The organism is Streptomyces sp. NPDC048604 (genome assembly GCF_043199435.1).
In the GTDB taxonomy this organism is placed as follows: domain Bacteria; phylum Actinomycetota; class Actinomycetes; order Streptomycetales; family Streptomycetaceae; genus Streptomyces.
On sequence record NZ_JBICVX010000003.1, the window covers coordinates 277,477 to 303,459 of the forward strand.

At 74.5% G+C, this 25,983-nt stretch carries 23 protein-coding genes; 10 read left to right on the forward strand and 13 right to left on the reverse strand.

What is annotated here, in order from left to right:
• Positions 1 to 96 precede the first annotated feature (96 nt).
• Together ACGFMM_RS07860 and ACGFMM_RS07865 are read right to left on the reverse strand one after the other, a co-directional pair.
• Positions 97 to 570, reverse strand: a complete 474-nt coding sequence (locus ACGFMM_RS07860; RefSeq protein ID WP_393644188.1) for a nitroreductase family deazaflavin-dependent oxidoreductase — start codon at positions 568 to 570, stop codon at positions 97 to 99.
• Positions 570 to 1,811 carry an acyl-CoA dehydrogenase family protein gene (locus tag ACGFMM_RS07865; RefSeq protein ID WP_393644190.1) on the reverse strand — a complete coding sequence of 414 codons (1,242 nt, stop codon included), beginning with the start codon at positions 1,809 to 1,811 and terminating at the stop codon, positions 570 to 572. Before ACGFMM_RS07865 ends, ACGFMM_RS07860 begins: the two co-directional genes overlap by 1 nt.
• Positions 1,812 to 1,962: 151 nt before the next feature.
• Between ACGFMM_RS07865 and ACGFMM_RS07870 the strand changes: the two genes are divergently transcribed.
• From ACGFMM_RS07870 to ACGFMM_RS07880, 3 genes are all read left to right on the forward strand, one after another.
• The gene (locus ACGFMM_RS07870; protein ID WP_393644192.1) at positions 1,963 to 3,150 is read left to right on the forward strand and encodes an acetyl-CoA acetyltransferase; all 1,188 of its coding nucleotides are present in this window, start codon (positions 1,963 to 1,965) and stop codon (positions 3,148 to 3,150) included.
• Between the two features lie 124 nt (positions 3,151 to 3,274).
• Entirely contained in the window at positions 3,275 to 4,549 is a 1,275-nt protein-coding gene (locus ACGFMM_RS07875; protein ID WP_393644194.1) for an FAD-dependent monooxygenase, read from the forward strand.
• Between the two features lie 91 nt (positions 4,550 to 4,640).
• Positions 4,641 to 5,303, forward strand: coding sequence for a pyridoxal 5'-phosphate synthase (locus ACGFMM_RS07880; protein WP_393644196.1), 663 nt, complete (start codon positions 4,641 to 4,643; stop codon positions 5,301 to 5,303).
• A 22-nt stretch (positions 5,304 to 5,325) separates the two neighbouring features.
• Here ACGFMM_RS07880 and ACGFMM_RS07885 read toward each other — a convergent pair whose 3' ends face one another.
• The gene (locus tag ACGFMM_RS07885) at positions 5,326 to 5,721 is read right to left on the reverse strand and encodes a Zn-ribbon domain-containing OB-fold protein (RefSeq protein WP_393644198.1); all 396 of its coding nucleotides are present in this window, start codon (positions 5,719 to 5,721) and stop codon (positions 5,326 to 5,328) included.
• Positions 5,718 to 6,170, reverse strand: coding sequence for a DoxX family protein (locus ACGFMM_RS07890; RefSeq protein ID WP_393644200.1), 453 nt, complete (start codon positions 6,168 to 6,170; stop codon positions 5,718 to 5,720). Before ACGFMM_RS07890 ends, ACGFMM_RS07885 begins: the two co-directional genes overlap by 4 nt.
• A gap of 171 nt (positions 6,171 to 6,341) precedes the next feature.
• On the opposite strand from ACGFMM_RS07890, the gene ACGFMM_RS07895 reads away from it, so the two are divergent.
• From ACGFMM_RS07895 to ACGFMM_RS07905, 3 genes are all read left to right on the forward strand, one after another.
• On the forward strand, positions 6,342 to 7,496 hold the full coding sequence (locus ACGFMM_RS07895) for a flavin-containing monooxygenase (protein WP_393644202.1): 1,155 nt from the start codon (positions 6,342 to 6,344) through the stop codon (positions 7,494 to 7,496).
• A gap of 174 nt (positions 7,497 to 7,670) precedes the next feature.
• A complete protein-coding gene (locus ACGFMM_RS07900) occupies positions 7,671 to 9,893 on the forward strand; it encodes an acetate--CoA ligase family protein (RefSeq protein WP_393644204.1) in 2,223 nt (740 codons plus the stop codon).
• A gap of 12 nt (positions 9,894 to 9,905) precedes the next feature.
• Positions 9,906 to 10,742 (forward strand): enoyl-CoA hydratase/isomerase family protein, encoded by an 837-nt coding sequence (locus tag ACGFMM_RS07905; protein WP_393644206.1) that lies wholly within the window; start codon positions 9,906 to 9,908, stop codon positions 10,740 to 10,742.
• A 76-nt stretch (positions 10,743 to 10,818) separates the two neighbouring features.
• On the opposite strand, the gene ACGFMM_RS07910 is transcribed toward ACGFMM_RS07905, so the two are convergent.
• Positions 10,819 to 13,311, reverse strand: a complete 2,493-nt coding sequence (locus ACGFMM_RS07910; RefSeq protein ID WP_393644207.1) for a bifunctional serine/threonine protein kinase/MFS transporter — start codon at positions 13,309 to 13,311, stop codon at positions 10,819 to 10,821.
• 118 nt (positions 13,312 to 13,429) lie between these two features.
• On the reverse strand, positions 13,430 to 14,059 hold the full coding sequence (locus ACGFMM_RS07915; protein WP_393644209.1) for a phosphoribosylanthranilate isomerase: 630 nt from the start codon (positions 14,057 to 14,059) through the stop codon (positions 13,430 to 13,432).
• A 68-nt stretch (positions 14,060 to 14,127) separates the two neighbouring features.
• On the opposite strand from ACGFMM_RS07915, the gene ACGFMM_RS07920 reads away from it, so the two are divergent.
• The gene (locus ACGFMM_RS07920; protein ID WP_393644210.1) at positions 14,128 to 14,724 is read left to right on the forward strand and encodes a flavin reductase family protein; all 597 of its coding nucleotides are present in this window, start codon (positions 14,128 to 14,130) and stop codon (positions 14,722 to 14,724) included.
• On the opposite strand, the gene ACGFMM_RS07925 is transcribed toward ACGFMM_RS07920, so the two are convergent.
• Complete coding sequence (locus ACGFMM_RS07925; protein WP_393644212.1) at positions 14,714 to 15,655, reverse strand: hypothetical protein; 942 nt, start codon at positions 15,653 to 15,655, stop codon at positions 14,714 to 14,716. The genes ACGFMM_RS07920 and ACGFMM_RS07925 overlap by 11 nt on opposite strands.
• Before the next feature lie 95 nt (positions 15,656 to 15,750).
• Between ACGFMM_RS07925 and ACGFMM_RS07930 the strand changes: the two genes are divergently transcribed.
• Positions 15,751 to 16,404 carry an RNA polymerase sigma factor gene (locus ACGFMM_RS07930; RefSeq protein ID WP_393644214.1) on the forward strand — a complete coding sequence of 218 codons (654 nt, stop codon included), beginning with the start codon at positions 15,751 to 15,753 and terminating at the stop codon, positions 16,402 to 16,404.
• The gene (locus ACGFMM_RS07935) at positions 16,401 to 17,360 is read left to right on the forward strand and encodes a CU044_5270 family protein (RefSeq protein WP_393644216.1); all 960 of its coding nucleotides are present in this window, start codon (positions 16,401 to 16,403) and stop codon (positions 17,358 to 17,360) included. The genes ACGFMM_RS07930 and ACGFMM_RS07935 overlap by 4 nt, the downstream gene beginning before the upstream one ends.
• 199 nt (positions 17,361 to 17,559) lie before the next feature.
• Here ACGFMM_RS07935 and ACGFMM_RS07940 read toward each other — a convergent pair whose 3' ends face one another.
• The 3 genes from ACGFMM_RS07940 to ACGFMM_RS07950 all read right to left on the reverse strand — a co-directional run bounded on the left by ACGFMM_RS07940 (position 17,560) and on the right by ACGFMM_RS07950 (position 21,172).
• Positions 17,560 to 18,456 (reverse strand): hypothetical protein, encoded by an 897-nt coding sequence (locus tag ACGFMM_RS07940; RefSeq protein ID WP_393644218.1) that lies wholly within the window; start codon positions 18,454 to 18,456, stop codon positions 17,560 to 17,562.
• A gap of 59 nt (positions 18,457 to 18,515) precedes the next feature.
• Positions 18,516 to 19,814, reverse strand: a complete 1,299-nt coding sequence (locus ACGFMM_RS07945) for an MFS transporter (protein WP_393644220.1) — start codon at positions 19,812 to 19,814, stop codon at positions 18,516 to 18,518.
• A gap of 77 nt (positions 19,815 to 19,891) precedes the next feature.
• The gene (locus tag ACGFMM_RS07950) at positions 19,892 to 21,172 is read right to left on the reverse strand and encodes an MFS transporter (RefSeq protein ID WP_393644222.1); all 1,281 of its coding nucleotides are present in this window, start codon (positions 21,170 to 21,172) and stop codon (positions 19,892 to 19,894) included.
• 80 nt (positions 21,173 to 21,252) lie between these two features.
• Between ACGFMM_RS07950 and ACGFMM_RS07955 the strand changes: the two genes are divergently transcribed.
• Positions 21,253 to 22,251, forward strand: coding sequence for a GlxA family transcriptional regulator (locus ACGFMM_RS07955; RefSeq protein WP_393644224.1), 999 nt, complete (start codon positions 21,253 to 21,255; stop codon positions 22,249 to 22,251).
• Between the two features lie 29 nt (positions 22,252 to 22,280).
• On the opposite strand, the gene ACGFMM_RS07960 is transcribed toward ACGFMM_RS07955, so the two are convergent.
• From ACGFMM_RS07960 to ACGFMM_RS07970, 3 genes are all read right to left on the reverse strand, one after another.
• The gene (locus ACGFMM_RS07960; RefSeq protein WP_393644226.1) at positions 22,281 to 23,672 is read right to left on the reverse strand and encodes an FAD-binding oxidoreductase; all 1,392 of its coding nucleotides are present in this window, start codon (positions 23,670 to 23,672) and stop codon (positions 22,281 to 22,283) included.
• Positions 23,673 to 23,780: 108 nt separating this feature from the next.
• Complete coding sequence (locus ACGFMM_RS07965; RefSeq protein WP_393644228.1) at positions 23,781 to 24,830, reverse strand: alcohol dehydrogenase catalytic domain-containing protein; 1,050 nt, start codon at positions 24,828 to 24,830, stop codon at positions 23,781 to 23,783.
• Positions 24,827 to 25,966, reverse strand: coding sequence for an acyl-CoA dehydrogenase family protein (locus ACGFMM_RS07970; RefSeq protein WP_393644230.1), 1,140 nt, complete (start codon positions 25,964 to 25,966; stop codon positions 24,827 to 24,829). Before ACGFMM_RS07970 ends, ACGFMM_RS07965 begins: the two co-directional genes overlap by 4 nt.
• Between the last annotated feature and the right edge of the window lie 17 nt (positions 25,967 to 25,983).

The window sequence follows — 25,983 nt, forward strand, 5'->3', positions numbered from 1 at the left end:
AACGTCCTGTCGCGCCGACGGCGGTCACGCACCACGACCGCCGTCGGCGTTCCCGTCTCACCGCAGCGTCCCACCGCCGCATCTCACCGCCGTGCCTCAGCGCCGCGTCAGCCGGAACAGCCGGATCTCCCGCTCCACCCGCGCCTGGTACGTCGCGTACGGCGGCCAGAAGCCGAGGACGGTCTGCCAGACGGCGGCCCGCTCCTCCCCCGCCAGCAGCTCCGCGCGCACCGGGATCGTCTCGCCGCGCCAGCTCACCTCCGCGTCCGGATGGGCCAGCAGGTTCGCGGTCCACGCGGGATGCCCCGGACGGCCGAAGTTCGAGCCGATCAGGATCCAGGTCGCCCCGGACTCCTCCGGCATGCACGCCAGCGGGGTCGTGCGCGGCAGCCCGGACTTGGCCCCGCGGACGGTGAGGATCACCCCGGGCAGCATCTGGGCGCTCAGCATCACCTTGCCGCGGGTCAGCCGGTGGACCGTGCGGTCCATCGCGGGGATGAAATGCGGCGCGATCTTCGCGAAGGCGCGCGTGGAGGACACCTTCTGCATCAGGCGCAGTCCGACGGGCATCAGGCCGCCGCCCCCTTCCCGTTCCCGTTCCCGGCCCCGGCCTCGTTCCCGACCCCGGTCCCGTACGGGCCGAACAGCCCGGCCTCCCCGGCCGCGGCCGCCCGCAGCCGGTGCACCGGGCCGAAGAGCAGCTCGTCGGCGCTCGCCCGTTTGAAGTACAGATGCGCCTCGTGCTCCCAGGTGAAGCCGATGCCGCCGTGCAGCTGGACGGTCTCGCCGGTGACGGCCCTGGCGGTCTCCAGGCACTGGGCGAGCGCGAGCGCCGCGGCCCCGGGTTCGCCGGAGCCGGTGCGGCCGGCGTCCCAGGCCGCGTAGTACGCCGCCGAGCGGGCCGCCTGGAGCTGGACGTACAGGTCGGCGAGCCGGTGCCTGACGGCCTGGAAGGAGCCGATCGGCCGGCCGAACTGCTCGCGGGTGCGCACGTACGCGACCGTGCGGTCCAGGCAGTGCGCCGCGACGCCGACGGCCTCGGCGGCGACGACCGCGGCCGCCGTCCGCCCGACGGAGGCCAGCGCCCCGGCGACGTCGGCCGGGTCGGCGCCGAGCAACTCGGCCTCGACGTCGCGCAGTTCGACGGCGGCTTGGGGGCGGGTCTCGTCGAGGGCGGTCCGCCGGGTCCGGGTGAGCCCCGGCGCGTCCGCGCGGACCAGGAAGACCAGGGTGCGGCTGCGGGCGAAGCCGCCGGTGTGGGCGGCGACGAGCAGGAGGTCGGCGCTGTGCCCGTCGAGGACCTGCCCGGCCTCCCCGTACAGCGTCCAGCCGTCCCGCGAGGGCCGGGCCTGCACCCCGCCGGCCCGGCCGTCACCGGCCCAGTCCGGGTCCCCGCCGGTGAGCCCGAGGGCCACGGCGAGCGAGCCGCCGGGCACGGCCAGCGCGGCGGTGAGCGCCCCGGAGGCGATCTTCGGCAGCAGCTCGGCCCGCTGCTCGGCGGTGCCGAGCGCGGCGATCAGCGGCGCGGCGAGCACCGCGGTGGCGAGCAGCGGCGAGGGCGCGAGGGCCCGTCCGGTCTCCTCGCAGGCGAGCGCGAGCTCGGCGGGGCCGCAGCCGGCGCCCCCGTACTCCTCGGGCAGCGCGAGCCCCGGCAGCCCGAGCCGCTCGGCGAGCCGCTGCCACAGCTCGGCGTCGTACCCGGCGGCGCCGGCGACCGCCGCCCGCACCTCCTCGGGCCCGGACCGTTTGACGAGCAGTTCCCGCAGGGTGCGGCGGATCTCTTCCTGCTCCTCCGTGAAGGCGGCGTCCATGGAGCTCCCCTCCGTATCTGACGGGCCGTCATGTTAGGGCGGGGCGGCGGCGATGCACAGGGGCAGGGCGGAACGGATCGGAGTCGTTACGGGGAAGCCGGAGGCGCACAGTGAAGGCCGCGGCGCCCATATCTGATGTACCGTCAGATTCATGCCCACCACTCCACGGAACCGCGCCGGCCGACGCGTCGCCGTCGTCGGCATCGCCCTCTCCGACTGCGGACGCGTCGACGAGGCCACTCCCTACGCCCTGCACGCCCAGGCCGCCCGCCGGGCGCTCGCGGACAGCGGGCTCGGCCGGGAGGTGATCGACGGGTTCGGCTCGGCCGGGCTCGGGACGCTCGCACCGGTCGAGGTCGCCGAGTACCTGGGGCTGCGGCCCCGCTGGGTGGACTCGACCGCCGTCGGCGGGGCCACCTGGGAGGTCATGGCCGGGCACGCCGCCGACGCCATCGCCGCCGGGCACGCCAACGCCGTCCTGCTCGTGTACGGGTCCACCGCGCGCGCCGACATCAAGGCGCGCCGGCGCACCTCGAACCTCTCCTTCGGGGCGCGCGGGCCGCTGCAGTTCGAGGTGCCGTACGGGCACACGCTCATCGCCAAGTACGCGATGGCGGCCCGCCGTCACATGCACGAGTACGGGACCACCCTGGAGCAGCTCGCCGAGGTCGCGGTGCAGGCGCGGGCCAACGCGGCGCTCAACCCGGAGGCGATGTTCCGCGAGCCGATCACGGTCGACGACGTGCTGTCCGGGCCGATGATCGCCGACCCGTTCACCAAGCTGCACTGCTGCATCCGCAGCGACGGCGGCTGCGCGGTGCTGCTCGCTGCCGAGGAGTACGTGCCGGACACGGTGAAGGCACCGGTCTGGGTGCTCGGCACGGGCGAGCACGTCTCGCACACCACGATGTCGGAGTGGGAGGACTTCACCGTCTCCCCGGCGGCCGTCAGCGGCCGGCTGGCCTTCGAGCGGGCCGGGGTCGCACCCGCCGACGTCGACCTCGCCCAGATCTACGACGCCTTCACGTACATGACCCTCGTGACCCTGGAGGACCTGGGGTTCTGCACCAAGGGCGAGGGCGGCGCGTTCGTCGAGAAGGGCCGGCTGACGGTGGGCGGCGGGGGGCTGCCGGTGAACACCGACGGGGGCGGTCTTTCCGCCTGCCATCCCGGGATGCGGGGACTGTTCCTGCTGGTGGAGGCGGTGCGTCAGCTGCGCGGCGAGGCGGACGGACGGCAGGTACGGCGGGCGGACGGGAGCCTGCCGGAGCTGGCGGTGGCCTCGGGGACGGGAGGCTGGTTCTGCTCGTCGGGGACGGTGGTGCTGGGGCGGGGGTGAGGGGCGGCGTCCCGGAGGCCCGGAAGGGATTCATACAAGCGTCATAGACAAGCGTGTAGGACATCCGTATAGTCGTGGGTGCGGGCAGGGGAACGCCCGCACCCTTCCGACGAGGAGTCCCGCCATGACGCGCACGCCGAACGCCTCCACCACCCCCACCGCCCCTGCCACCTCCACCTCCGCCGCCAAGACCGTCCTGATCTCCGGCGCCTCGATCGCCGGCCCCGCGCTCGCCCTCTGGCTGCACCGCTACGGCTTCGCCCCGACCGTCGTCGAGCGCGCCCCCGAACTGCGCGCCGGCGGCTACAAGGTCGACATCCGCGGCACCGCGATCGAGGTCTGCCGCCGGATGGGCGTCCTCGACGAGATCCGCGCCAACTCCACGGACATGAACGGCGGTTCGTACGTCGACGAGAAGGGCCGCACGGTCGGGGAACTGCCCGCCGAGATCTTCGGCGGACGGGCCGAGGACGACGACGAGATCATGCGCGGCGACCTCGCCCGGATCCTGTACAAGCGGACCCGCGACGACGTCGAGTACCTCTTCGGCGACTCGATCGCCGCCCTCGCGGAGGACGCGGACGGCGTCGAGGTCACCTTCGAGAGCGGGGCGGTGCGCCGCTTCGACCTGGTCGTCGGCGCGGACGGGATGCACTCGAACACCCGGCGCCTCGTCTTCGGCGACGAGCGGCGGTTCAAGCGCCACCTCGGCGCGTACATCTCCATCTTCACCGCCCCCAACCACCTGGGTCTGCAGCAGTGGGAGACGTACCACGCGCTCCCGCACAAGCTGATCTCCGTCTACAGCTCGGCCGGCGAGACCACCGCCAAGAACAGCTTCGTCTTCTCCTCGCCCGAGCTGCCGTACGACCACCGCGACACGGCGCGGCAGAAGGAGATCCTGCGCGAGCGCTTCGCCGGCGACGGCTGGGAGATCCCGCAGTTGCTCGACCACGCCGACCGGGCCGAGGACTTCTACTTCGACTCGCTCGCCCTCATCGAGATGGACCGCTGGTCGAAGGGCCGGGTCGTGCTGCTCGGCGACGCGGCGCACTGCGCCTCCCCCGCCTCCGGCCAGGGCACGGGCCTCGCCCTGCTCGGCGCGTACACCCTCGCCGGGGAGCTCGCCGCCGCGGGCGGCGACCACACGGTCGCGTTCGACGCCTACGAGCGGGTGATGCGGCCGGGCGTGGAGCAGAACCAGAGGTTCGCGGAGGGCTTCGCCAAGGAGATGACGGTGTCCTCGCGCCGCAAGATCGCGATGCGCCTGTTCATGCTCCGCGTCCTCCCCCGCACCCCGCTCAGGAACCTCATCGCGAAGAAGATCCGCGAGGACGTGCAGAAGGCGTCGCATGCGGTACCGGTGACGGAGTACGGCACGCACGCCACCCGCGCGTGAGGGCGGGGCGGCGGGCGCCTAGGCTCGAGGAGTGCGCAGGCGCGGACATCAAGGCATCAGCGCATCCCGGCCACAGGAGAGGACACCGGTCATGAGCGAGAGCGACGAGTTCCACTCGGCACTCCGGTCCCTGCGGGTGTGGGACACCGAACTCCCCGCCTTCGACCCGGCGGCCGCGCCCGCCGAGCCGGTGACGCTTTTCCGGTCCTGGTTCACCGAGGCCGCCGCGGCCGGCGCGGTCGAACCGCACACCATGCACCTGGCGACGGTGGACGAGGCCGGGCGGCCGGACGTGCGGACGCTGATGCTGCACGACGCGGACGCCCGCGGCTGGCACTTCGCCTCGCACGCCGGCAGCGCGAAGGGCCGCCAGCTGGCCGCCCGCCCCGAGGCGGCGCTCGGCTTCTACTGGCCCGCGCAGGGCCGCCAGATCCGCGTCCGGGGGCGGGTGACGGCCGGCACGGCCGAGGAGGCGTACGCGGATCTGCACGCCCGTTCCACGGGCGCGCTGGCCGCGGCCCTGGTCGGTCGGCAGAGCGAACCGCTGCCGGACCTGGACACCCTGGCCGCGGCGAGCGAGGCCGCCTGGGACCGGGCCCGGCGGGAGCCGGACGCGGAGCCGGAGACGTGGACGGCGTACGTACTGGAGCCGGCGGAGGTCGAGTTCTTCCAGGGCGACGCGCGCCGGCGGCACGTACGGCTGCGCTACCGGCGCGAGGGCGACTCCTGGGTACGGGAACTGCTCTGGCCCTGAGGACGGGATCGAGGGCGGGGCCCTACGCCGGGACGAACACCGCCACCGCGGGCCCCTCGTCGGCCGGCCGGAAGACGACCCGCAGCGGCATCCCGATCCGCAGCGCGCCCTCCGGGCAGTCCACGACCTCGGTCATCATCCGCGGCCCCTCCTCCAGGTCGACGACCGCGGCGACGTACGGCACGCGCTCGCCGAACGGCGGCAGGTCGTTGCGGTGTACGACGGACCAGGTGTAGAGCACGGCCCGGCCGCTCGCCGTCTCCCAGGCCACGTCCTCGCTCCAGCAGAACGGGCAGAACTCGCGCGGGTAGTGGTGCGCCCGGCCGCACTCCCCGCACCGCCGGATCAGCAGCCGCCCGTCGTCGGCGGCGTCCCAGTAGGCACGGGTGAAGGCGTCGACGTCGGGGATCGCCGTCATCGGAAGAGTCCCATCGCGTGGTCGAGGGACCAGGTCTGCCAGGACAGGGCGAAGAGGGCGACCAGCGAGATGAGCGCCATCATCGCGTTCTGCCCCTGCTCGGCCCAGTCGTGGATCATGAGGACGAGGTACAGCAGGTTCAGGAGCAGGCCGCCGATCAGGGCGACCGGGGTGAGGAAGCCGGCGACGAGGCCGAGGCCGAGGGCGAGTTCGGCGTAGACGACGATGTACGCCATGAGCCGGGGGCGGGGCGCGACGACCCGTTCGAAGCCGCTCCGGACGAAGCCCCAGCGGTGCTTGCCGGCGACGTCCGCGGCCCAGGCTATGCCGGTGCCGCGCTCGAACCAGCCCTTCTTGTCCTTGTGGCGCCAGCTCTCCAGCCACCACAGGCCGAGGCCGATGCGGAGGACGGCGAGCCACTCGGCGCCGGTGAGCCAGACGGTCTGCATGAGGGCCCCTCCCTGCTAGATCTGACGGTACGTCAGTTCAGCGGACGGGCGGCCCCGCGCGCAAGGGCTGCGCACGAGGCACACAAGAACCGCACCGGCGTGACCGTTTCGCAACCGATTCCCGTCTTGACCGAGACCCATCAGGTGACCACGTCATTACGCTCGGAAGTCATGGTCACCACCTCCCACGATCACTCCGTCCACCCCGTCTACGTCATCGGCGGCGGGCCGGGCGGACTCGCCGCGGCGGCGGCGCTCCGGACCCGGGGCGTGCGCGCGGTCGTCCTCGAGAAGTCCGAAGCCGTCGGGGCCTCCTGGCGCGGCCACTACGACCGGCTCCGCCTGCACACCACGCGCCGGCTCTCCGCCCTCCCCGGACTGCCCATGCCCCGCTCGTTCGGCCGCTGGGTCGCCCGCGCGGACATGGTGCGGTACCTGGAGCAGTACGCGGAGGCGCACGAGCTGGAGTTCGTGACCGGCGTCGAGGTCGACCGGGTCGAGCGCGCGGACGACGGCACGTGGCTGCTGCACGCGACGGGCGGGCGGCGGCTGACGGGCCGCGCGGTGGTGGTGGCGACCGGCTACAACCACACGCCGCGACTGCCGGACTGGCCGGGCCTGGAGACGTACGAGGGCGAACTGCTGCACGCGAGCACGTACCGCGAACCGTCCCCGTACGCCGGCAAGGACGTCCTGGTCGTCGGCGCCGGCAACACCGGCGCGGAGCTCGCCGCGGACCTCGCGGAGGGCGGCGCGGCGCGGGTACGGCTCGCGGTGCGCACGGCCCCGCACCTCGTCCGCCGCTCGACCGCGGGCTGGCCGGCCCAGCGCACCGGCATCCTGGTCCGCCGGCTGCCGGTCCCGCTCGTCGACCGCGCGGGCCGCCTGCTCGCCCGCGTCTCGGTCCCGGACCTCACGGCCCACGGCCTGCCCCGCCCCGAGACGGGCCTGTACTCCCGCGTCCGCGAGGGCGCGATCCCGGTCCAGGACGTGGGCCTGATCGACGCGATCCGCTCGGGCCGCGTGGAACCGGTCGCCGCGGTGGAGTCCTTCGACGGCGGCAAGGTCGTCCTGGCCGACGGCTCGACGATCACCCCGGACACCGTGATCGCGGCAACGGGCTACCGCCGCGGCCTGGAGCCCCTGGTCGGCCACCTCGACGTCCTCGACGACCGCGGCCACCCCCGCACCCCCGGCCCGAGACCCCACCCCCACACCCCCGGCCTCTACTTCACCGGCTACACCAACCCCATCAGCGGCATGCTCCGCGAACTCGCCCGCGACGCCGAACACATCGCGAAGCACATCGCCCGGCACACCGCCTAGCGCACCGCTCGGCACACCGCGCAACTCGCCGCCGCCACCCGTGTCGGCGCTTCCCCGCTGCACGACTGTTCCTGACTGGCCGTCAGACTTGTAATCTGACTATGCGTCAGGTCAGTGGACGGGACGGCGCCGTCGGGTCGGCGGTGGCCGGTGAGCAGGAGAGCGGGCGGAACGATGCTTGGTTCGACGCATGGCACCTTCACCACCGATCTCCGTGCCCGTGTGGTGGCCTGTGGGGAGGAACGCGGGACCGTCGTGCACGGGGTGGCGGCCGCGCCGGGGGACGTGGACGTCAGCGGGCGGGACCTGTACGCGGCCGTGCCGGACCTCGACCGGTTCTTCCGGCCGGAGTCGGTGGCCGTCGTGGGGGCGTCCGACGCCGAGGGGCGGCCCAACACCGGGATCACCCGGCAGCTGCTCGCGTGGGCCGAGCGGGTGGGGGCGCGGGTGCATCCCGTGCATCCGAGCCGGGAGAGCGTGTTCGGGCTGCCCTGCGTGCCGTCGGTCTCCGCGCTGCCCGAGACCATCGACCTCGCCGTCCTGCTGGTCGCCGATCCGCTGCCGCTGGTCGCCGAACTCGCCGAGAACAAGGTGAAGTTCGCCGTCGCCTTCGCCTCCGGCTTCGCCGAGACCGGCGCGGACGGGGCCGCCGCGCAGCAGCGGCTCGCGGAGGCCGTGCGGAAGTCCGGCGTACGGCTGCTGGGGCCGAACACCAACCTCAACGCCTTCGAGCGGTTCCGGGAGGACCTCCCGGGTCCCGCCGTCGCGCTCATCACCCAGTCCGGCCACCAGGGGCGGCCCGTCTTCACCATGCAGGAGCTCGGCGTCCGGCTCTCCCACTGGGCGCCCACCGGCAACGAGGCCGATCTGGAGACCTCCGACTTCGTCTCGTACTTCGCGACCAGGCCTGAGGTCGGGGCCATTGCCTGTTACGTCGAGGGGCTCAAGGACGGGCGCTCGTTCCTGCTCGCCGCCGACCGCGCCGCGCGCGCCGGCGTCCCCGTCGTCGCCGTCAAGGTCGGCCGCACCGAGACCGGCGCGCGGACCGCCGCCTCCCACACCGGCAAGCTCACCGGCGCGGACCAGGTCGTCGACGCCGCGATGCGGCAGTTCGGCGTGATCCGGGTCGACGGGCTCGACGAGCTCCAGGACACGGCCGCGCTGCTCGCCCGCGCCCGCCGGCCCGTCGCCGACGGCGTCGTCGTGTACTCCATCTCCGGCGGCACCGGCGCCCACTTCGCCGACCTCGCCACCGCGGCCGGTCTGAGCCTGCCGACGCTGGGCGACGCCAAGCAGGACGAGCTGCACCAGTGGATCCCCGAGTACCTCAGCGTCGCCAACCCCGTCGACAACGGCGGCCACCCGGTCGGCGACTGGCGCGGCCGGAAGATCATCGACGCGATCCTCGCGGACCCGGCGGTGGGCGTGCTGATCTGTCCCATCACCGGCCCCTTCCCTCCCATGAGCGACAAGCTCGCGCAGGACCTCGTGGACGCCGCCGAGGCCACCGACAAGCTCGTCTGCGTCGTCTGGGGCTCCCCCGTCGGCACCGAGGACGCCTACCGCCGCACCCTCCTCGGCTCCTCCCGCGTCGCCACCTTCCGCACCTTCGCGAACTGCATCACCGCCGTCCGCGCCCACCTGGACCACCACCGTTTCACCGCCGCGTACCGCTCCCCCTTCGACGAGGCCCCGCGCACCCCGTCCCCGTCCTTCCGCAAGGCGCAGGCCCTGATGCGGCCCGGCCACCGGCTCAGCGAGCACGCGGCGAAGCAGCTGCTGCGGGCGTACGGGATCCGGGTGCCGCGCGAGCAGCTGGTGACCAGCGCCGCCGCCGCGGTACGGGCCGCCGGCCTCGTCGGCTACCCGGTCGTCATGAAGGCGTCCGGCGCACAGCTCGCGCACAAGACCGAACTCGGCCTGGTCAAGGTCGGGCTGACCTCCGCGAGCCAGGTCCGCGACGCGTACCGCGAGCTCACCGACATCGCCCGCTACGAGGGCGTCGACCTCGACGGGATCCTGGTCTGCCAGATGGTCGCCAAGGGCGTCGAGATGGTGGTCGGGGTGACCCGGGACGCCCTGTTCGGGCCGACCGTGACGGTCGGACTCGGCGGCGTGCTCGTCGAGGTCCTCGACGACACGGCCGTACGCGTACCGCCCTTCGGCGAGGCCCAGGCCCGCGACATGCTGGACGGACTCCGCGGCCGCGCCCTCCTCGACGGGGTGCGCGGCGCCCCGCCGGCCGACGTGGACGCGCTCGTCGAGGTCGTGCTGCGGGTGCAGCGCATGGCCCTGGAACTGGACGGGGAACTGTCCGAGCTGGACATCAATCCGCTGATGGTGCTGCCGCGCGGGCAGGGCGCGGTGGCGCTCGACGCGCTGGCCGTGTGCCGATAGGAGACCGGACCGTTGGAAGACGAACTGCACGTACTGCACCGCATCGAGAACGGCGTCTCCTGGATCACCCTGAACCGCCCCGAGGCGATGAACGCCGTCACCTGGGACCAGCGGGAACGGATCATCTCCCTGCTGGAGGACGCCTCGGCGGACCCGGACGTCCGGGCCGTTGTGGTCACCGCCACCGGCAAGGGCTTCTGCGCGGGCGCGGACCTCAGGGGCGCGCCGGCGCCGTCCGGCGAGCGAGGCGAGATGGGGGTCCCCCCGGCCGAAGGCCGGGGGAGGGTCGCCGGGGACGTGGCGCGAACGATCCGGCGAGGCGCCCAGCGGTTCGTCGCCGCGGTCCTGGACTGCGAGAAGCCGGTGCTCGCGGCGGTCAACGGCACCGCGGCCGGAATCGGCGCGCATCTGGCGTTCGCCTGCGACCTGGTGCTCGCGGCGGAAGGCGCGCGGTTCATCGAGGTCTTCGTGCGCCGCGGGCTCGTCCCGGACGGCGGCGGGGCGTATCTGCTGCCGCGGCTGGTGGGCCCGCAGCGGGCGAAGGAGCTGATGTTCTTCGGCGACGCCCTGGAGGCGGCGGACGCCGAGCGCATGGGACTGGTGAACCGGGTCGTCCCGGCGGAGGAGCTGGAGAAGACCGCGCGCGAGTGGGCCGAGCGTCTCGCCCAGGGCCCCACCCGCGCCCTGACCCTGACGAAACAGCTCGTCAACGCCTCCCTGGACAGCGACCGCGCCACCGCCTTCGCGGCGGAGGCCGCGGCCCAGGAGATCAACATGACCACCCGCGACGCCAACGAGGGCGTCGCGAGCTTCGTGGAGCGGCGGACGCCGGAATACCGGGGGAGGTAGGCGGGGGCGGTCGGCGGGAGCCCACCGCCCTGCCGTCACCGCCCTCGCCTACCGGACCGCGCGCGCAGAGCGGCCGCTACCGGACCGCGTCCTCCTGCGTCCCGCGCGTCCCGCCCCTGATCGTCGCGCCCGCGAGCACCGCCGCGAGCAGCAGTGCGCCCGCGCCCACCCAGTTGACGAAGGCGAAGGCGCCCAGGACGGCGCCGCCGATCGAGCCCTCGGACTGGACGTCGTCGCGGTCGATGGTGTTGAGCACCGTGCTCAGGACCGCCCCGCCCGCCGTCTCGCCGACCTGCTGGGCCGCGAGGACGGCCGCGGCCGCGGCGCCCGCGTGGAGCGGGGTCGCGGCCGCTGTCGCCACGGCGAGGAGCGGGGCGAAGGCCAGGCCGGTGCCGAGTCCCACGAGGAGCAGGGAGGGCAGCGCGAAGGCGTAGCCGCCGCCGGCGTCGATCCCGGTCAGCAGCGCCACGCCGGCCGCCGCGGTCGCCAGGCCCGCCGTGGCGGGCATCTGCGGGCCGGTCCGTCGGGTCAGCGCGGGCCCCAGCGCGAGGGCGCCGAGGACGGCCCCGACGGCCATGGGCAGTTGGAGCAGCCCGGCCACGGTCGGCGGGTGGCCTGCGACCCCGCTGAGGTAGTAGTTCATGGTCCAGAACATCGCCAGGACGCCGACGCCGGCGAGCAGCAGGGCGAGGAGCCCGCCGGCGCGGGCCGCGGGCCCGAAGGGGTGCGGGCCGCCGTCCGTCCCGGTCCGCCGCCCCAGGTACGCGGCGAGCAGCGCGAGGCCGCCGACGACGGTCACGAGGGTCAGCGGGGACGTCCACGAGCGCGAGCCGCCGAGGCCGTCGAGGTTCAGGCCGAAGACGAGCGCCGCCATGCCCGCGGAGCCGAGCAGCACGCCGGCCGTGTCGAAACGCCCGCCGGGGCCGCCCCGGGCGCCGGCCGGCAGCCGGAGCGCGCCGATCAGGGCGGTGACGGCGAACGGCACGCCGGCGTACTCGGCCGGCCGCCAGCCGGCGAATTCGACGAGGGCGCCGCCGGCCAGTGCCGCGACCACCCAGCCGCCGGCCAGGAGCGCCGCCCAGACCCCGTAGGCCCGGCGGCGTTCGCCGGGATCGGTGAAGCCGCCGGTCACCAGGGACAGCCCGGCCGACACCACCAGTCCGGCGAAGACGCCCTGGAGGAGGCGGCCCCCGGCCAGCGGCCCGTAGGCGGGTGTGAGGCCGCCGAGGACGCAGGCGACCACGAGGCCGCTCAGCCCGATGGTCAGCGTCCGCCGGGCGCCGACGACGTCCGCGAGGTGTCCGCCGAGCAGCAACGCCGCCGCCGTGCCGAGCGTGTACAGGCCGAAGAGGCTCCCGATGTCCCCGGAGTGCAGCCCCAGGTCGGCCTGGGTCTCCGCCGCCGACCTGGCGGACGCCGACGCCGCGAACAGCACGGCGAGCTGGCCCCATACGGCGACCCTGAGCCCCAGCCACCGCTTGGGGTCCGGCCCCGCCGGGACCTGGGGGTACGGGTACGGGTACGGCTGCGGCGGGCCGAAGCCCTGCGGGGGTACGTGGTGCGCCGGGGTCGTCGGCGCGTACGCGGGCGGCGGCGGGACGGGAGCAGCCGCCGGGGCGGCGGCCTTGACCAGGCCCACCCGCGGGTCAGCCGGCGCCGCCGGCGTGGGCTCCGGCGCGTAGTCCAGCAACTGGGCGGCCCGCCGCCCGAGTTGGGCGAGCACCGACCCCGGCAGCCATTCCTCCGCCGCGTCCGCCGTCGTCCGCTCGGCGATCTGCTGCGGGGTGGGCCGCAGGGCCGGGTCCTTCTGGAGGCACTCCCGTACCAGCGGCAGCAGCGGCTCCGGTACGCCGGTCAGGTCCGGCTCCTCCTCCGCCACCCGGAACAGGTGGGCGTTCAGGCCGGTGTCCGCCGCACCGAAGAGCAGGCGTCCGGTCGCCGCGTACACGAGGACCGCGCCCAGGCAGAACACGTCGCTCGCCGGGGTGAGTTCGAGGCCGCGGACCTGTTCCGGGGACATGAATCCGGCCGAGCCGATCAGCATCCCGGTGCGGGTGTGCATGCTGTCCCCGGCCAGGCTGTCCATGGCCCGGGCGATGCCGAAGTCGATGACCCGCGGGCCGTCGACGGTGACGAGGACGTTCGAGGGTTTGAGGTCGCGGTGGATCAGGCCCGCCGCGTGCACGGCCTGCAGGGCGAGGGCGAGCCGGTTCGCGAGGGTGCGCACGGAGTGCTCGGGCAGCGGCCCGTAGTCCTCGGCGACGACGGAGGTGAGGTCGGGGCCGGGGATGTACTGGGTCGCCACCCACGGCACCGCGGCCTCGGGGTCCGCGTCGAGCACCGCCGCCGTCCAGTCTCCGCCGACCCGCCGCGCCGCCGCGACCTCGCGGGCGAACCGGCGGCGGAACTCGGGGTGTCCGGCGTGCTCGGCCTGGACGACTTTCACGGCCACCGTGCGGCCGCCCTCGGAGCGGCCCAGATAGACCAGGCCCATGCCGCCTGCGCCCAGCCGGGCGATCAGGCGGTAGGCGCCGATGTGGGTGGGGTCCGTACCGGTCAACTGATCCACACCCGGAAAGGTAGTCCAACTCTCCAAACGTGCAGGCGCAATTGGCGAAAGCCGGCCGTGCCGGGGCGTCCGCGGATCCTGCTCGCCGCCGGCGTCGCGACCTCGATCGGGCGTCAGGTCACTCCGGCCGGGAGTCCGCCCCGGCGGCCGACCGCGCCGCCGCCAGGAACGCCCGGATCAGCTCCGGGTCCTTCACCCCGCGACTCGCCTCGATGCCGCTGGAGACGTCCACGCCCCAGGGGCGGGCGGTGCGGATCGCCGCGGCGACGTTCTGCGGGGTGAGGCCGCCGGCCAGGAGCCAGCGGACGTCCGGCCCGGGCAGCCGCTTGCCGGTGAGGTCCCAGGTCTCGCCGGCGCCCGGCACCGGGGCGTCGAGCAGCAGCACGTCCTCGCCGCGCTCCCCGTACGCGGGGGCCTGCTCGCGCACGGACGCGGCGCGGATCAGGGTCCGGCCGGGCGGCAGGAAGCCGCGGACGGCCCCGAAGTAGCCGAGGTCCTCGTGGCCGTGCAGCTGGACGGCGCGCACGCCGGTCTCCTCGACGGCCGCGCGCACCTCGTCCAGGGGCTGGTCGCGGAAGACGCCGACGGTGAGGACGGACTCGGGCACGCGGGCGGCGAGCCTGCGGGCCGTCTCCGCGTCGATGCGGCGGACGCTCTCGGCGAAGACGAACCCGATGGCGTCGGCCCCGGACTCGACGGCGACGTCGACGTCCCGCTCGGTGCGCAGCCCACAGACTTTGACGAACATGACCGCCACTCTACGCAGGGCCGCGAGGGTTCCCATCTGACGAACCGTCAGCTTCAATGGTTGCTGTGATGGGACATGCCGGGATGGCGGCCACCGCCGTCCGATACCTCAGGTCGGTCGGGGCCCCGACAGGCGTCGATACGCTGCCGCGCCCCGAGCTGCGCGCCGTGGGCGAGGACGAGCGGGCGCCTGTCGACCCGGGCGAGTTCCGCCGCGTCCTCGGCCACTTCGCGAGCGGCGTGACGATCGTCGCGGCGCGCGACGAGGACGGGCCGGCGGGCTTCGCCTGCCAGTCCTTCGCCTCGCTCTCGCTCGACCCGCCGCTCGTCGTGTTCATGGTCGCGCGGACGTCGACGACCTGGCCGCGGATCGCCCGCGCCGGCACGTTCTGCGTGAACGTGCTCGGCGCGGAGCAGGGCGAGCTGTGCCGGGCGTTCGCGGTGAGCGGCGCGGACAAGTTCGCGGGCGTCGCCCACGCCCCCGCCCCGGTGACGGGCTCGCCCCGGCTCGCCGGGGTCCCCGCGTGGATCGACTGCACGATCCGCGCGGTGCACACCGGCGGCGACCACCTCATCGTGGTCGGCGCGGTCGAGGCGCTGGGCGCGGAGGACGACTGCGCGCCGCTGCTGTTCCACCGCGGCCGGTTCGGGCGCTTCAGCGCGTAGCGCCGCCCGGGAACGACAGGGTCGTCGTGCCCCCGGGGCGCAGGGCGAGCCCGTCGGCATTCTCGCGGCGGCCGCCGTCGGCCGCGTACGAGACGTCGTACGTGCCGCGGTCCGGCGTGACCCGGTACGTCGCCGGCGCGGCGGGCGTGAGCGCCCGGGAGACGCCGACGGTCGGCCCGGCCGACGGCTGCAGGTCCACCGTGCCGGGCCGCGTGGTGCGGATCCTCAGGGTGGCGAGGTCCTTCGGGGCGGGCTGCTTCGTGAGCCCGGTGAGGGCGCGGCCGCCGGTGACCGTGTGCCCGAGGGCGTAGTCGACGCCGGTGCCGGGGGACGTCCAGTACGCGTCGTACCACTGCTTCACCGAGCCGGGTTCGGCGGCGGGGCCGAGGTGGGCGACGCGGAGGTCCGGGCGGGCCTCGATCCGGTTGAGGAACCGCTCGGCGCCGCCGTGGGAGACGGTCAGGAACATCCCGCCGTGCTGGAAGCGGGCGGCGGCGTCCGGCGGGCGCACGTCGACGGGGCGGGCGGTGCGGGCGTCGACGGTGACGGTGGTGTCGCGGTCGAGGTCGAGGCGGGGCTGCACGATCCAGTCGGTGCCGGCGGCGGTGGTGAGGGCGCTGTCCAGGACGTACCGCCCGCGCGGCAGCCGGACGGTGGTCGTGCCGTCGGCGTCGTACGGCCGCACGGACGTCTCCGCGCCCGCGCCGGTCAGGCCGGTGACGGTGGTCTCGTACCCGGCGGTGGGCCGGCCGGCGCGGTCGAGGTGCCGGACGGTGAGGGTGACGGTGCCGGCGTCGGAGCCGGTACCGGCGGCGTCGGGAGCGGCGGCGCGGGGGACGGAGGCGGTGGCGGCGGGCGCGGCCGTGGCGAGGACGGCGGCGGCGGCGAGGCCGGCGAGGGCCCGGCGGCGGGATACGGAGAAACGATTCATACTGCGGCACTGCCGGGAGCGCGGCGCGGGTTCCCGTGACGCACGTCACCGGAACCGGCGCAACGCCGGTGGCAGGGCATGGTGTGGAAACACTCATGAGGAATCGCTTCCGCCGCGGCGACCCGGACGCCCTGGCCGAGCTGTACGACGAGCACGCCCAAGTGCTCCACCGGTACGCCCTGCGCGTGACGGGGAACTGGGCCGAGGCGGAGGACGTCGTCTCGGCGACGTTCCTGGAGGCGTGGCGGGGCCGGGAGAAGCTCCGGCCGGAGGGCGACGGGCTGCGCCCGTGGCTCCTCGGCATCGCGACGAACGTCATGCGCCGCAACGCCCGGACCCGGCGGCTGCGCGAACTCGCCCTCGCCCGACTGCCGGAGCGCGGCTCGGTCCCGGACTTCGCGGACGACCTGGTCGCGCACCTGGCGGACACGGAGGAACTGCGCGCCGCGCAGGCCGCGCTGGCCCGGCTGCGCCGCCGCGACCGCGAGGTCTTCACCCTGGTCGTGTGGGCCGGTCTCGACTACGCCGCCGCCGCCGAGGCCCTCGGCGTCCCGGTCGGCACCGTCCGCTCCCGCCTCTCCCGGGCCCGCACACGCCTGCGCGAACTGGCCGCCGAGGAAACGGCCAGGACCGCGAAGACCGCCCGTACCCCCCGCCGGGCCCCCGTCGTCACCCCCGCCGCCCACCCAGCCTCCCCGTCCTCCCCGTCCCACCCGTCCTCCCCGCGCCCCCTGGAGACCCGCCGATGAACGCCGTCGTCCCCCGTCGTACCTCCGAAGAGGCCGAGGTGCGGGAGCTCGCCGCCCTGCTGCCGCCGCCCGCGGTGCCCGAACTGCCGCGGGAGCGGGCGCTGGCGCTGAAGCAGGCCGTGCTGCGTCAGGCCCGGCCCGCGCCGCCGCGCCGCGTCCGCCGGCGGGTCCTCGTGCCCGCCCTCGCCTGCGCGCTCGCCGTAGGCGGCGGGGTCGTCGTCGTGAACGGCATCGAACGGCCGCCCGCCGTCGTGGAGTCGGACGCCGCCGGGCAGCTGCTCGACCGGATCGCCCTGGCCGCCGCCTCCCGCACGCCGGGCGCGGTGCGGCCCGAGCAGTTCGTGTACGTGCGGAGCCAGGTCGCGTACGCCGGGCAGAGCGCCGGCGGGGGGCCGCTCACGCTGTCGCCGGTACGGAGCCGGGAGGTCTGGCTGTCCGCCGACGGAAGCAGGAACGGGCTCGTACGGGAGGCGGGCCGGGCGGACTCGGTCGTCGTCCCCCTCGGCGACGACGCGCCCTCCGTCTCCAGCTCCTCCCACGCCTTCGTCACGACGCTCCCCACCGACCCCGCCGCCCTTCTGGCCCTCGTCCGCGAGCAGACCCGCGGCCAGGGCCAGGACCCCGACCAGCGGGCGTTCGAGGCCATCGGGGAGCTACTCGCCGAGACGGCCGCGCCGCCGCAGGTGTCCGCCGCGCTCTACCGGGCCGCCGCGCGGATCCCGGGCGTGACGGCGGCCGGGACGGCCGAGGACGCCGCCGGCCGCACGGGCGTCACCGTCGCCCGCACCGCCCGCGGCGAGCAGAAGCAGTGGATCTTCGACCGGAGCACGTACGCGTACCTCGGCGAACGCACCGTCCTCGTCGAGACCACCGACGCCGGCCCCGCCGGCACCGTCACCGGCACGTCCGCCGTGCTGGCCGCGGGCGCCGCCGACCGTCCGGGCGAGGCGCCCTAGGGGGTGTCTGACAATTCCCCGCGGCGTCGCGACGTCCGGCACGCACGCTCGCCGCGTTGCCGAAAAGCCCTAGTAGCTCCTTCCCCAAGCTCTCAGCTCCGTTCGAGCAGGGGAGACCCCATCCGAGGCCTCTCCGGCGCCTTGCGATCGCACGCACCGGACGCCGCTCCTTGTTCCGCGGGGAATTGTCAGACACCCCCTAGCCGCGGCGCTCCAGGATGTACAGGTTCCAGGAGTCGGGGTCGCCGATGTAGACGAACAGCTTCGGGTGCTCCTCCGTACCGAAGAACTCCCAGGTCTCCAGGTCACAGCCGGAGACCGTCACTTCGACCTCCTGGGCCCAGGGGTTGTCGCCCGGCTCGTAGGACCAGTTCCCCGAGCCGGTGCACTCCTGCTTCACCTCGATCCAGTCGTAGATGTTCACCCCGGTCGCCGTCGCCCTGCCGTCCTCGCCGAGGACCAGCGTGCCGCCCTCGCCGTCGCTCCACGTCCCGGCGAGGCGCTGCCCGCTCATCTGCGGCGGCTCGTAGCCGATCCCGGCCCACAGGCCGACGCCGGCCAGAGTGAAGGCGCTGACGACGGCGAGCGTCCCGTACAGAGCCACCCGCCCGAACATCCGCCCGCCGGAGATCCGCCATTTGTCCGGCCGCACCAGCCTGCGGGCGACGAGCGCCGGACCCGCGAGGACCGCCGACGTCACGAACCAGCAGGTGAGGGCCGCCCACCCGGAGTCCAGCAGCACCCCGGCGATCAGGCCGGTCAGCACGCCGACGGCGGCCGCCAGCGCCGGGACCGGCCACCAGGCCGGACGCCACGTGACGCGTCGGCCCACCCGGTCGGCCACGATCATCAGCGGCATCACGGCGACGACCGAGAACAGCGCGGCCAGGATCGCCCCCGCCAGCGCCACGAACGGCGCCATGACCAGCAGGACGAAGCCGCCCAGCGCGCTGAACGGCAGGCCGCCCGGGCTCTCCCGCGTCTGGCCCCAGACGAGCAGTCCGATCCAGCCGATCACGGCCTCGACGAACAGCACCGACATCGACGCCAGCAGCACCGCGCCGAACCGGTCCCTGATCCGAATTTCTGAACGCATTCAAATCCCCTCCCGAGGGCATCATGCACCCTGCGGGAGGGGTCCCGGCACCCGGGTCCCTACGCCGCCGCCGCGCCGCTCCCCCTCCGCCGGATCACCAGCGCCATCAGCGCCGCCACCGCGCACAGCGCGCCCGAGGCGTACCAGACCACGTCGTACGAGCCGAAGACGTCCCGCGCCACCCCGCCCGCGAACGCGACGACCGCCGCGCCGACCTGGTGCGAGGCGAGGACCCAGCCGAAGACGATCGCACTGTCCTCCCCGTAGTGCTCGCGGCACAGCGCGATCGTCGGCGGCACGGTCGCCACCCAGTCCAGGCCGTAGAAGACGATGAAGAACACCATCGGCGGGTGCACCGACGGCGCCAGCAGCAGCGGCAGGAACAGCAGCGAGACGCCGCGCAGCGCGTAGTACACGGCGAGCAGCCGTCGCGCGTCGAAGCGGTCGGTGAACCAGCCCGACGCGATCGTGCCCACCACGTCGAAGACGCCGATCACCGCGAGCAGCGAGGCGGCGGCCGTGATCGGCATGCCGTGGTCGTGCGCGGCGGGCACGAAGTGCGTCTGGACCAGCCCGTTCGTCGACGCCCCGCAGATCGCGAAGGTGCCGGCCAGCAGCCAGAAGGGGCCGGTCCGCGCCGCCTTGAACAGCACGGCGACGGTACGGCGGGCCGCGCCCGTCACCGGAGGCGGCTTCGGCACGAACTCCTTCGCTCCGTACGGGGCGAGCCCCACGTCTGCCGGGTGGTCGCGCAGCAGCAGCCAGACGAACGGGACGACGGCGAGCGCGGCGAGCGCCACCGTGACGGCGGCCGGCCGCCACCGGTGCTCGTCCACGATCCACGCCAGCGTCGGCAGGAAGATCAGCTGGCCGGAGGCCGCGGCGGCGGTCAGGATGCCGGTGACCAGACCCCGGCGCTCGGTGAACCAGCGGTTGGTGACGGTCGCGGCGAAGGCCAGCGCCATCGAGCCGGTGCCGAGGCCGACGAGCAGGCCCCAGCAGAGCAGCAGCTGCCAGGCCGCCGTCATCCACACCGTGACCCCGGAGCCCACGGCGATGATCGTGAGCGCGACGGCGACGACCTTGCGGATGCCGTACCGGTCCATCAGCGCGGCGGCGAACGGCGCGGTGAGCCCGTACAGCGCGAGGTTGACGGAGACGGCGAGCCCGATCGTGCCCCGGGACCATCCGAATTCCTGGTGCAGCGGGTCGATCAGAAGACCCGGCAGCGAGCGGAACGCGGCCGCTCCGATGATCGTGACGAACGCGACCGCCGCGACGAACCAGGCGCGGTGGATCCGACCAGCGGCGCGGGCGGGGGGAAGGGTCTCGGGCGGGGTCTCGGTTGTCTGTGCCACGTCATGAGCTTCCCGGGGCCCCGGCCCGCCGACCACTGGCCCGACTGTCAGCTTTCACAGGGATCGGGCCATCGGCGTCACACCCCCTGCGCCCGCCCCAGCGTCCGGATCGGCCGGACGAGCAGCAGCGCCGCCACCACAAGCACCGCGAGCCCCGACCCCGCCAGCAGTACCCGTTCCGCGCCCACGGCCTCCGCGACCGGGCCGGCAAGGGCACGGCCTGCGGCCATCATCAGGAGGGAACCCGCCACGTCGTAGGCGTGCATCCGGTTGAGCGCCTCCTGCGGCACATGCGTCTGGACCGACGTGGACCACATGACCAGCCAGAACGCGAACGCCGCCCCGGTGACGAACTGCCCGGCGGCGAGCCACCCCACGGGCGCCCCCGTGCCCAGCAGGTACAGGTTCACCGGCAGCCCGAGCAGCGCCACCGCGCCCGCCGCCAGCGGGCGGCGGGGCCGCAGTCGCAGGGCGAGCAGCCCGCCGGCCGCGTTGCCGGCCCCGCTCACGGCCATCAGCAGTCCGTACGCGGTCGAGCCGTGCTCCCCTGTCACCACGGTGGCGGTCAGCGTGACCATCGGGCCGGCGACGGTCAGGCCGTACCCGGTCCAGATCACGATGACCCCCCACAGCCAGGTCCGCTCCGTGAACTCCCGCCATCCCAGAGCCAGTTCGGCGCGCATGGAGCCGCGTTTCCGCCGGTCGTGGGCGGCCGCGGGGATCCGCATGAGGGCCAGGCACAGGGCGCTGACGCCGAAGGTCGCCGCGTCGACGGCGAAGACCGCGCCGACGTCCCAGAGCACAAGCAGCAGGCCCGCGAGGGCGGGCCCCGCCATGGTCATCAGCGACTCCACGACCCGCAGCACGGCGTTCGCCCGCTGCACGTCCGCGGCGATGCGCGGGATCGTCGAGGCGACGCCGGGCTGGAAGAGCGCCGCGCCGACGCCGCTGAGCGCGGAGAGCGCGTACACGGACCACAGCGGCGGGCTGCCGGCGGTGAACGCGATCGCGAGCACGGCCGCGCCGGGCAGCCGCAGCAGATCCGCGATGATCATCATGCGCCGGGCGGAGAACCGGTCGGCGAGCACGCCGCCGACGAGCACCAGCAGGGCGAAGGTGCCGATCCACGCGCCGAGCGCGTAGCCGACGGTCGAGTCCGGCCGGCCGTCGTCGAGGAGTCCGGCGGCGAGGCCGACCGGGACCATGCCCTCGCCGAGGACGGCGACGGCGCGGGCCGTGAAGAACAGCCGGAAGTCCCTGTTCCACAGCGGGGGCGGCCCGGCCGGCGGGGGAATGCGCGGGGCTGCCGCAGACTTGTACGTACGGGCTCCGGGCTTGTCTGTGCGCTTGTCCGTCACGGCCCGAGATCTACCATCGAGTGGTCTGGACCACCAGGGATTTACGGGAGCCCTCCGTGGACTTTCCGTGAGGAGCGAACATGGCCGGAGGGAACCTCGTGCCGCACCGGCCGCACCGTGTCGCCGTCCTCGCTCTGCACGGCCTGCTCCCCTTCGAACTCGGCATCCCGCACCGTATCTTCGGCCGCGCCAAGGACGCCGCCGGCCGGCCGCTGTACGAGATCGTCACCTGCGCCCCGGCCGCCGGCCCGGTCCAGACCGACGCCGACTTCGCGGTGGACGTCCGGCACGGCCCGGAGGCCCTGGCCACTGCCGACACGATCGTCGTCCCCGCGTCCTACGAGCTCGGCCCGGTGTACGAGGAGGGCCGGCTGACCGAGGAGCTCGCCGCCGCGCTGGCGCACGTCCGGCCCGGTACGCGCCTGGTGTCGATCTGCACCGGCGGGTACGTGCTCGCCGCCGCCGGCTTCCTGGACGGCCGCCCGGCCACCACGCACTGGGCCTCCGCCGCGCACTTCCAGCGGCTGTTCCCGTCCGTCAGGGTCGACGCGGACGTGCTGTTCGTCGACGACGGGGACGTGCTCACCTCCGCGGGCGTCGCCGCCGGCCTCGACCTGTGCCTGCACATCGTGCGCCGCGACCACGGCGCGGCCGTCGCCAACGAGGTCGCCCGCCGCACGGTCGTCCCGCCGCACCGGGACGGCGGCCAGGCCCAGTACATCGCCCGCCCGCTGCCCGAGCCGGGCACCGCGACCACCACCTCCGCCCGCGCCTGGGCGCTGGCGCATCTGCACGAGCCGATCCAGCTGCGCGACCTGGCCGTGCGCGAGTCGATGAGCGTGCGGACCTTCACCCGCCGCTTCCGCGAGGAGGTCGGCGTCAGCCCCGGCCAGTGGCTGACCCGGCAGCGCGTCGAGCGGGCCCGCCACCTGCTGGAGTCCACGGACCTCGCGGTCGACCAGATCGCCCGGGACGCCGGCTTCGGCACCCCGCAGTCGCTGCGGGCGCACCTGCAGGCCGCGATCGGCGTCACCCCGACCGCGTACCGCCGCACCTTCCGGGCGGCGACGGCCCGGTGAAGCGGCTCACGACGGCCTCGTGAACCGGCTCACGTCGCCGGCTGGATGTCCTGCGTCGCGCGGAAGAAGTTGTCCGGGTCGTACGAGCCCTTGATCTTCGCCAGCCGGTCGTAGTGGTCCCGGTAGGTGGCCCGGACGCGCTCCTGGCTCTCGTCCGCGCCGATGAAGTTCACGTACGCGCCGCCCATCGACTGCGGGTGCACGGCCTCCCAGTAGTCCTTGGCCCACCGGGTGACCGCCTCCGCCTCCGCGGGCTCCTTGCCGATGCCGGCGATCACCCCGGACCAGACCGCGTCCCGGTACGCCCAGGCCGTGTCGTCCGCGCCGACGTCGTGCGCCGCGCCGTCGACCGGGTACAGGTGCATCGTCGACAGCTCGGTCGGCATGCCGTCCAGGTACGCGGCGTGCACGTCGACCGACTCGTCGGTGATCCGGTCGAAGAAGTCGCCGCGCCAGTACCACTGGAGACCCTTGGGGATCAGTTCGTCGAACATCGCCTGGATCCCCGGGTACGGGATGGGCGTCGCGAAGTGGAAGGCGGGCGGGGCCGCCTCGTTCACCGCGGCGAACACCTCGGTCAGCCGGTCCTCGTCCGGGTTGTCGCCGGTGTAGCACCACACCACGCCGCACATCTTCTTCCCGTGCAGCTCCTCCGGGAACGGCGGTCCCGGGGCGATCGAGAGCGTGGCGAAGAAGCCGTTGAGGTCGCGCGGCGCGGCGGGCAGGAACTCCCGGTACCAGCGCGCCACCTCGCCGATGTGCTCCGGCTCCCACACCGTCACGGCCAGGCCGACCGTGTCCACCGGGTGCAGCCGGAACGTGAACGAGGTCGCCACCCCGAAGTTCCCGCCGCCGCCGCGCAGCGCCCAGAACAGCTCGGGGTGCTCGTCCGCCGACGCGGTGACCAAGGAGCCGTCCGCGAGCACCACGTCCGCGGCGAGCAGGCTGTCCACGGTCAGGCCGTACTTGCGGGTCAGATGCCCGTGCCCGCCGCCGAGGGTCAGCCCGCCCACGCCGGTGGTCGACATGACCCCGGCCGGCACGCCCAGGCCGAACCCGTGCGCCTCGTGGTCGAGGTCGCCGAGCTGCGCCCCGCCGCCCACCAGGGCGGTCCCGGCGGCGGGGTCGACGTGCACCCAGCGCAGTCCGGCGGACAGGTCGAGCGTGAGCCCGCCGTCCACCAGGCCGAGGGCGGCGCCGCTGTGCCCGCCGCCGCACACCCCGAACGGCACTCCGGTCTCCCGGGCGTACCGCACCGTCGCCCGGACGTCCGACGCGTCGGCGGCCCAGACGATCGCCGCGGGGCGCTTGTCCACCATCGCGTTGTAGACCGAGCGGGCTTCGTCGTACCTCTCGTCCTGTGGTCCGATCACCTCGCCGCGCAGGGCCTCGCGCAGGGTGTCCAGTGCCGTGCCGTCCATGGGGAACTCCTCGATCGGGACCCGGAAAAGGGCTCGCGATCGCCCCCGGCCGCGCTACACCACCAGTCTCCCCCCGGGCCGTCCGCCCCGCACGCCGTCGCCCCGCGGTCAGAAGGTGAGCACCCCGCGGGCGACCCGGCCCTGGTGGGCGTCGTCGGCGGCCTTGGCGAAGTCCTCGATCGGATAGGTCTCGGTGACGAGTTCGTCGAGCAGCAGCCGGCCCTGGAGGTACAGGTCGGCGTACAGGGCGAGGTCGCGCTGCGGCCGGGAGGAGCCGTACCGGCAGCCCAGGATCGACTTGTCGAGGAACATCGCGGCGGGCGCGAAGCTCGCCTCGGCGGTCGGCGCGGTCATGCCGAGCAGGATCGCCTGGCCGTGCCGGTCGAGCAGGTCGATGGCCTGCCGGACGAGCCCGGTGTGGCCGACGCACTCGAAGACGTGGTCGGCGCCGGTCGGCAGCACGTCCCGGACGGCGTCGGCGGAAGGCAGGAAGTGGGTGGCGCCGAACTGCCGGGCGACGTCCTCCTTGGCCGGGTTGGTGTCGACGGCGACGATCGTGGAGGCGGCGGCGAGCCGCGCGCCCTGGAGCACGTTGAGGCCGATGCCGCCGGTGCCGATGACGACGACGGTGTCGCCGCGGTCGACCTTGGCGCGGTTGAGGACGGCGCCGACGCCGGTGAGGACTCCGCAGCCCATCAGGGCGGCGGAGGTCAGCGGGATCCCGTCGGGGATCTTCACGGCCTGCACGGCCTTGACGATCGTCCGCTCGGCGAAGGCGGAGTTCGACGCGAACTGGAAGAGCGGCTTCCCGCCTCGGGAGAACGGCTGCCGGGGCATCCCGATCGCCTTGCGGCACATCGTCGGCCGGCCCCGGTCGCAGTCGGCGCAGGCGCCGCAGCTCGCCAGGGTCGACAGGGCGACGTGGTCGCCGGGTACGACGTGGACGACGCCCGCGCCGACGGCCTCGACGACACCGGCGCCCTCGTGGCCGAGGACGACCGGCGCGGGGAACGGGATGGTCCCGTCGATCACGGACAGATCGCTGTGGCACAGTCCCGCGGCGGCGACGGCGACGAGGACCTCGCCGGGACCGGGCTCGCGTATCTCCAGATCGTCGACGACCTGGGCCTGCTTGCCGTCGAACACGACGCCTCTCATCGGCTCTCCTTCGTTTCCCTCGGCAGGCCGAGCACCCGCTCGGCGATGATGTCGCGCTGGATCTCGTCGGAGCCGCCGTACAGGGTGTCGGCCCGGCTGAAGAGGAACATCCGCTGCTGGTCGTCGAGTTCGTACGCCCCGTCCCACGGGCCCGGCCCGGCGGTCGCGGCGGCGCCGCGCACGGCCATGGCGAGTTCGCCGAGGCGGCGGTGCCAGCCGGCCCACAGCAGTTTGGCGACGCTGGGCGCGCCGGGGTCGCCGGTGCCGCCGAGGGTGCGCAGCGCGTTCCACCGCATGACGCGCAGTGCGGCCCACTGGGCCACGAGCCGGTCGGCGAGGACGGGGTCGCGGGTCGCGCCGTTGGCGACGGCGGTACGGACGACGTCCTCCAGCTCGGCGGCGAACCCGATCTGCTGGACGAGGGTGGACACCCCGCGCTCCAGGGCGAGCAGCCCCATGGCGACGCGCCAGCCGTCGCCCTCGCCGCCGACGAGGTCCCCGGCGCGGGCGACGGCCCCGTCGAAGTACACCTCGTTGAACTCGCTGGTCCCGGACATCTGCCGGATGGGCCGCACGTCGATCCGGCCCGGCTGGTCCATGGGCACGAGCAGGAAGGACAGCCCGCGGTGCCGCAGAGACCCCTCCTCGGTCCGTGCCAGCACGAAGCACCAGTCGGCGTCGAGGGCGAGCGAGGTCCAGATCTTCTGCCCGGTGATCCGGTAGACGTCCCCGTCCCGTACGGCCCTGGTGCGCACCCCGGCGAGGTCGGAGCCCGCGCCGGGCTCGGAGTACCCCTGGCACCACAGCTCCTCGCCGCGTGCGATCCCGGGCAGGAAGCGCCGCTGCTGCTCCTGGCTGCCGTGCGCGAGGAGCGTGGGCGCGAGCAGGTTCTCCCCGATGTGCCCGAGGCGGGTCGGGCCGCCGGCCCGCGCGTACTCCTCGGCCCAGACGACCTGCTGGACCAGCGAGGCCCGCCGGTTCCCGTACGCGCCGTCGGCCCACCCGATCCCGATCCACCCGCCCGCGCCGAGCTGCCGCTCCCATGCCCGCGGGTCGTCCGGCACGGGATGCGCGGCCAGCCACTCCCGCGCCTCCCGGCGGAACGTCTCGCCCTCGGCCCCGAACTCGAAGTCCATGTCAGCCTCCCGGCCGG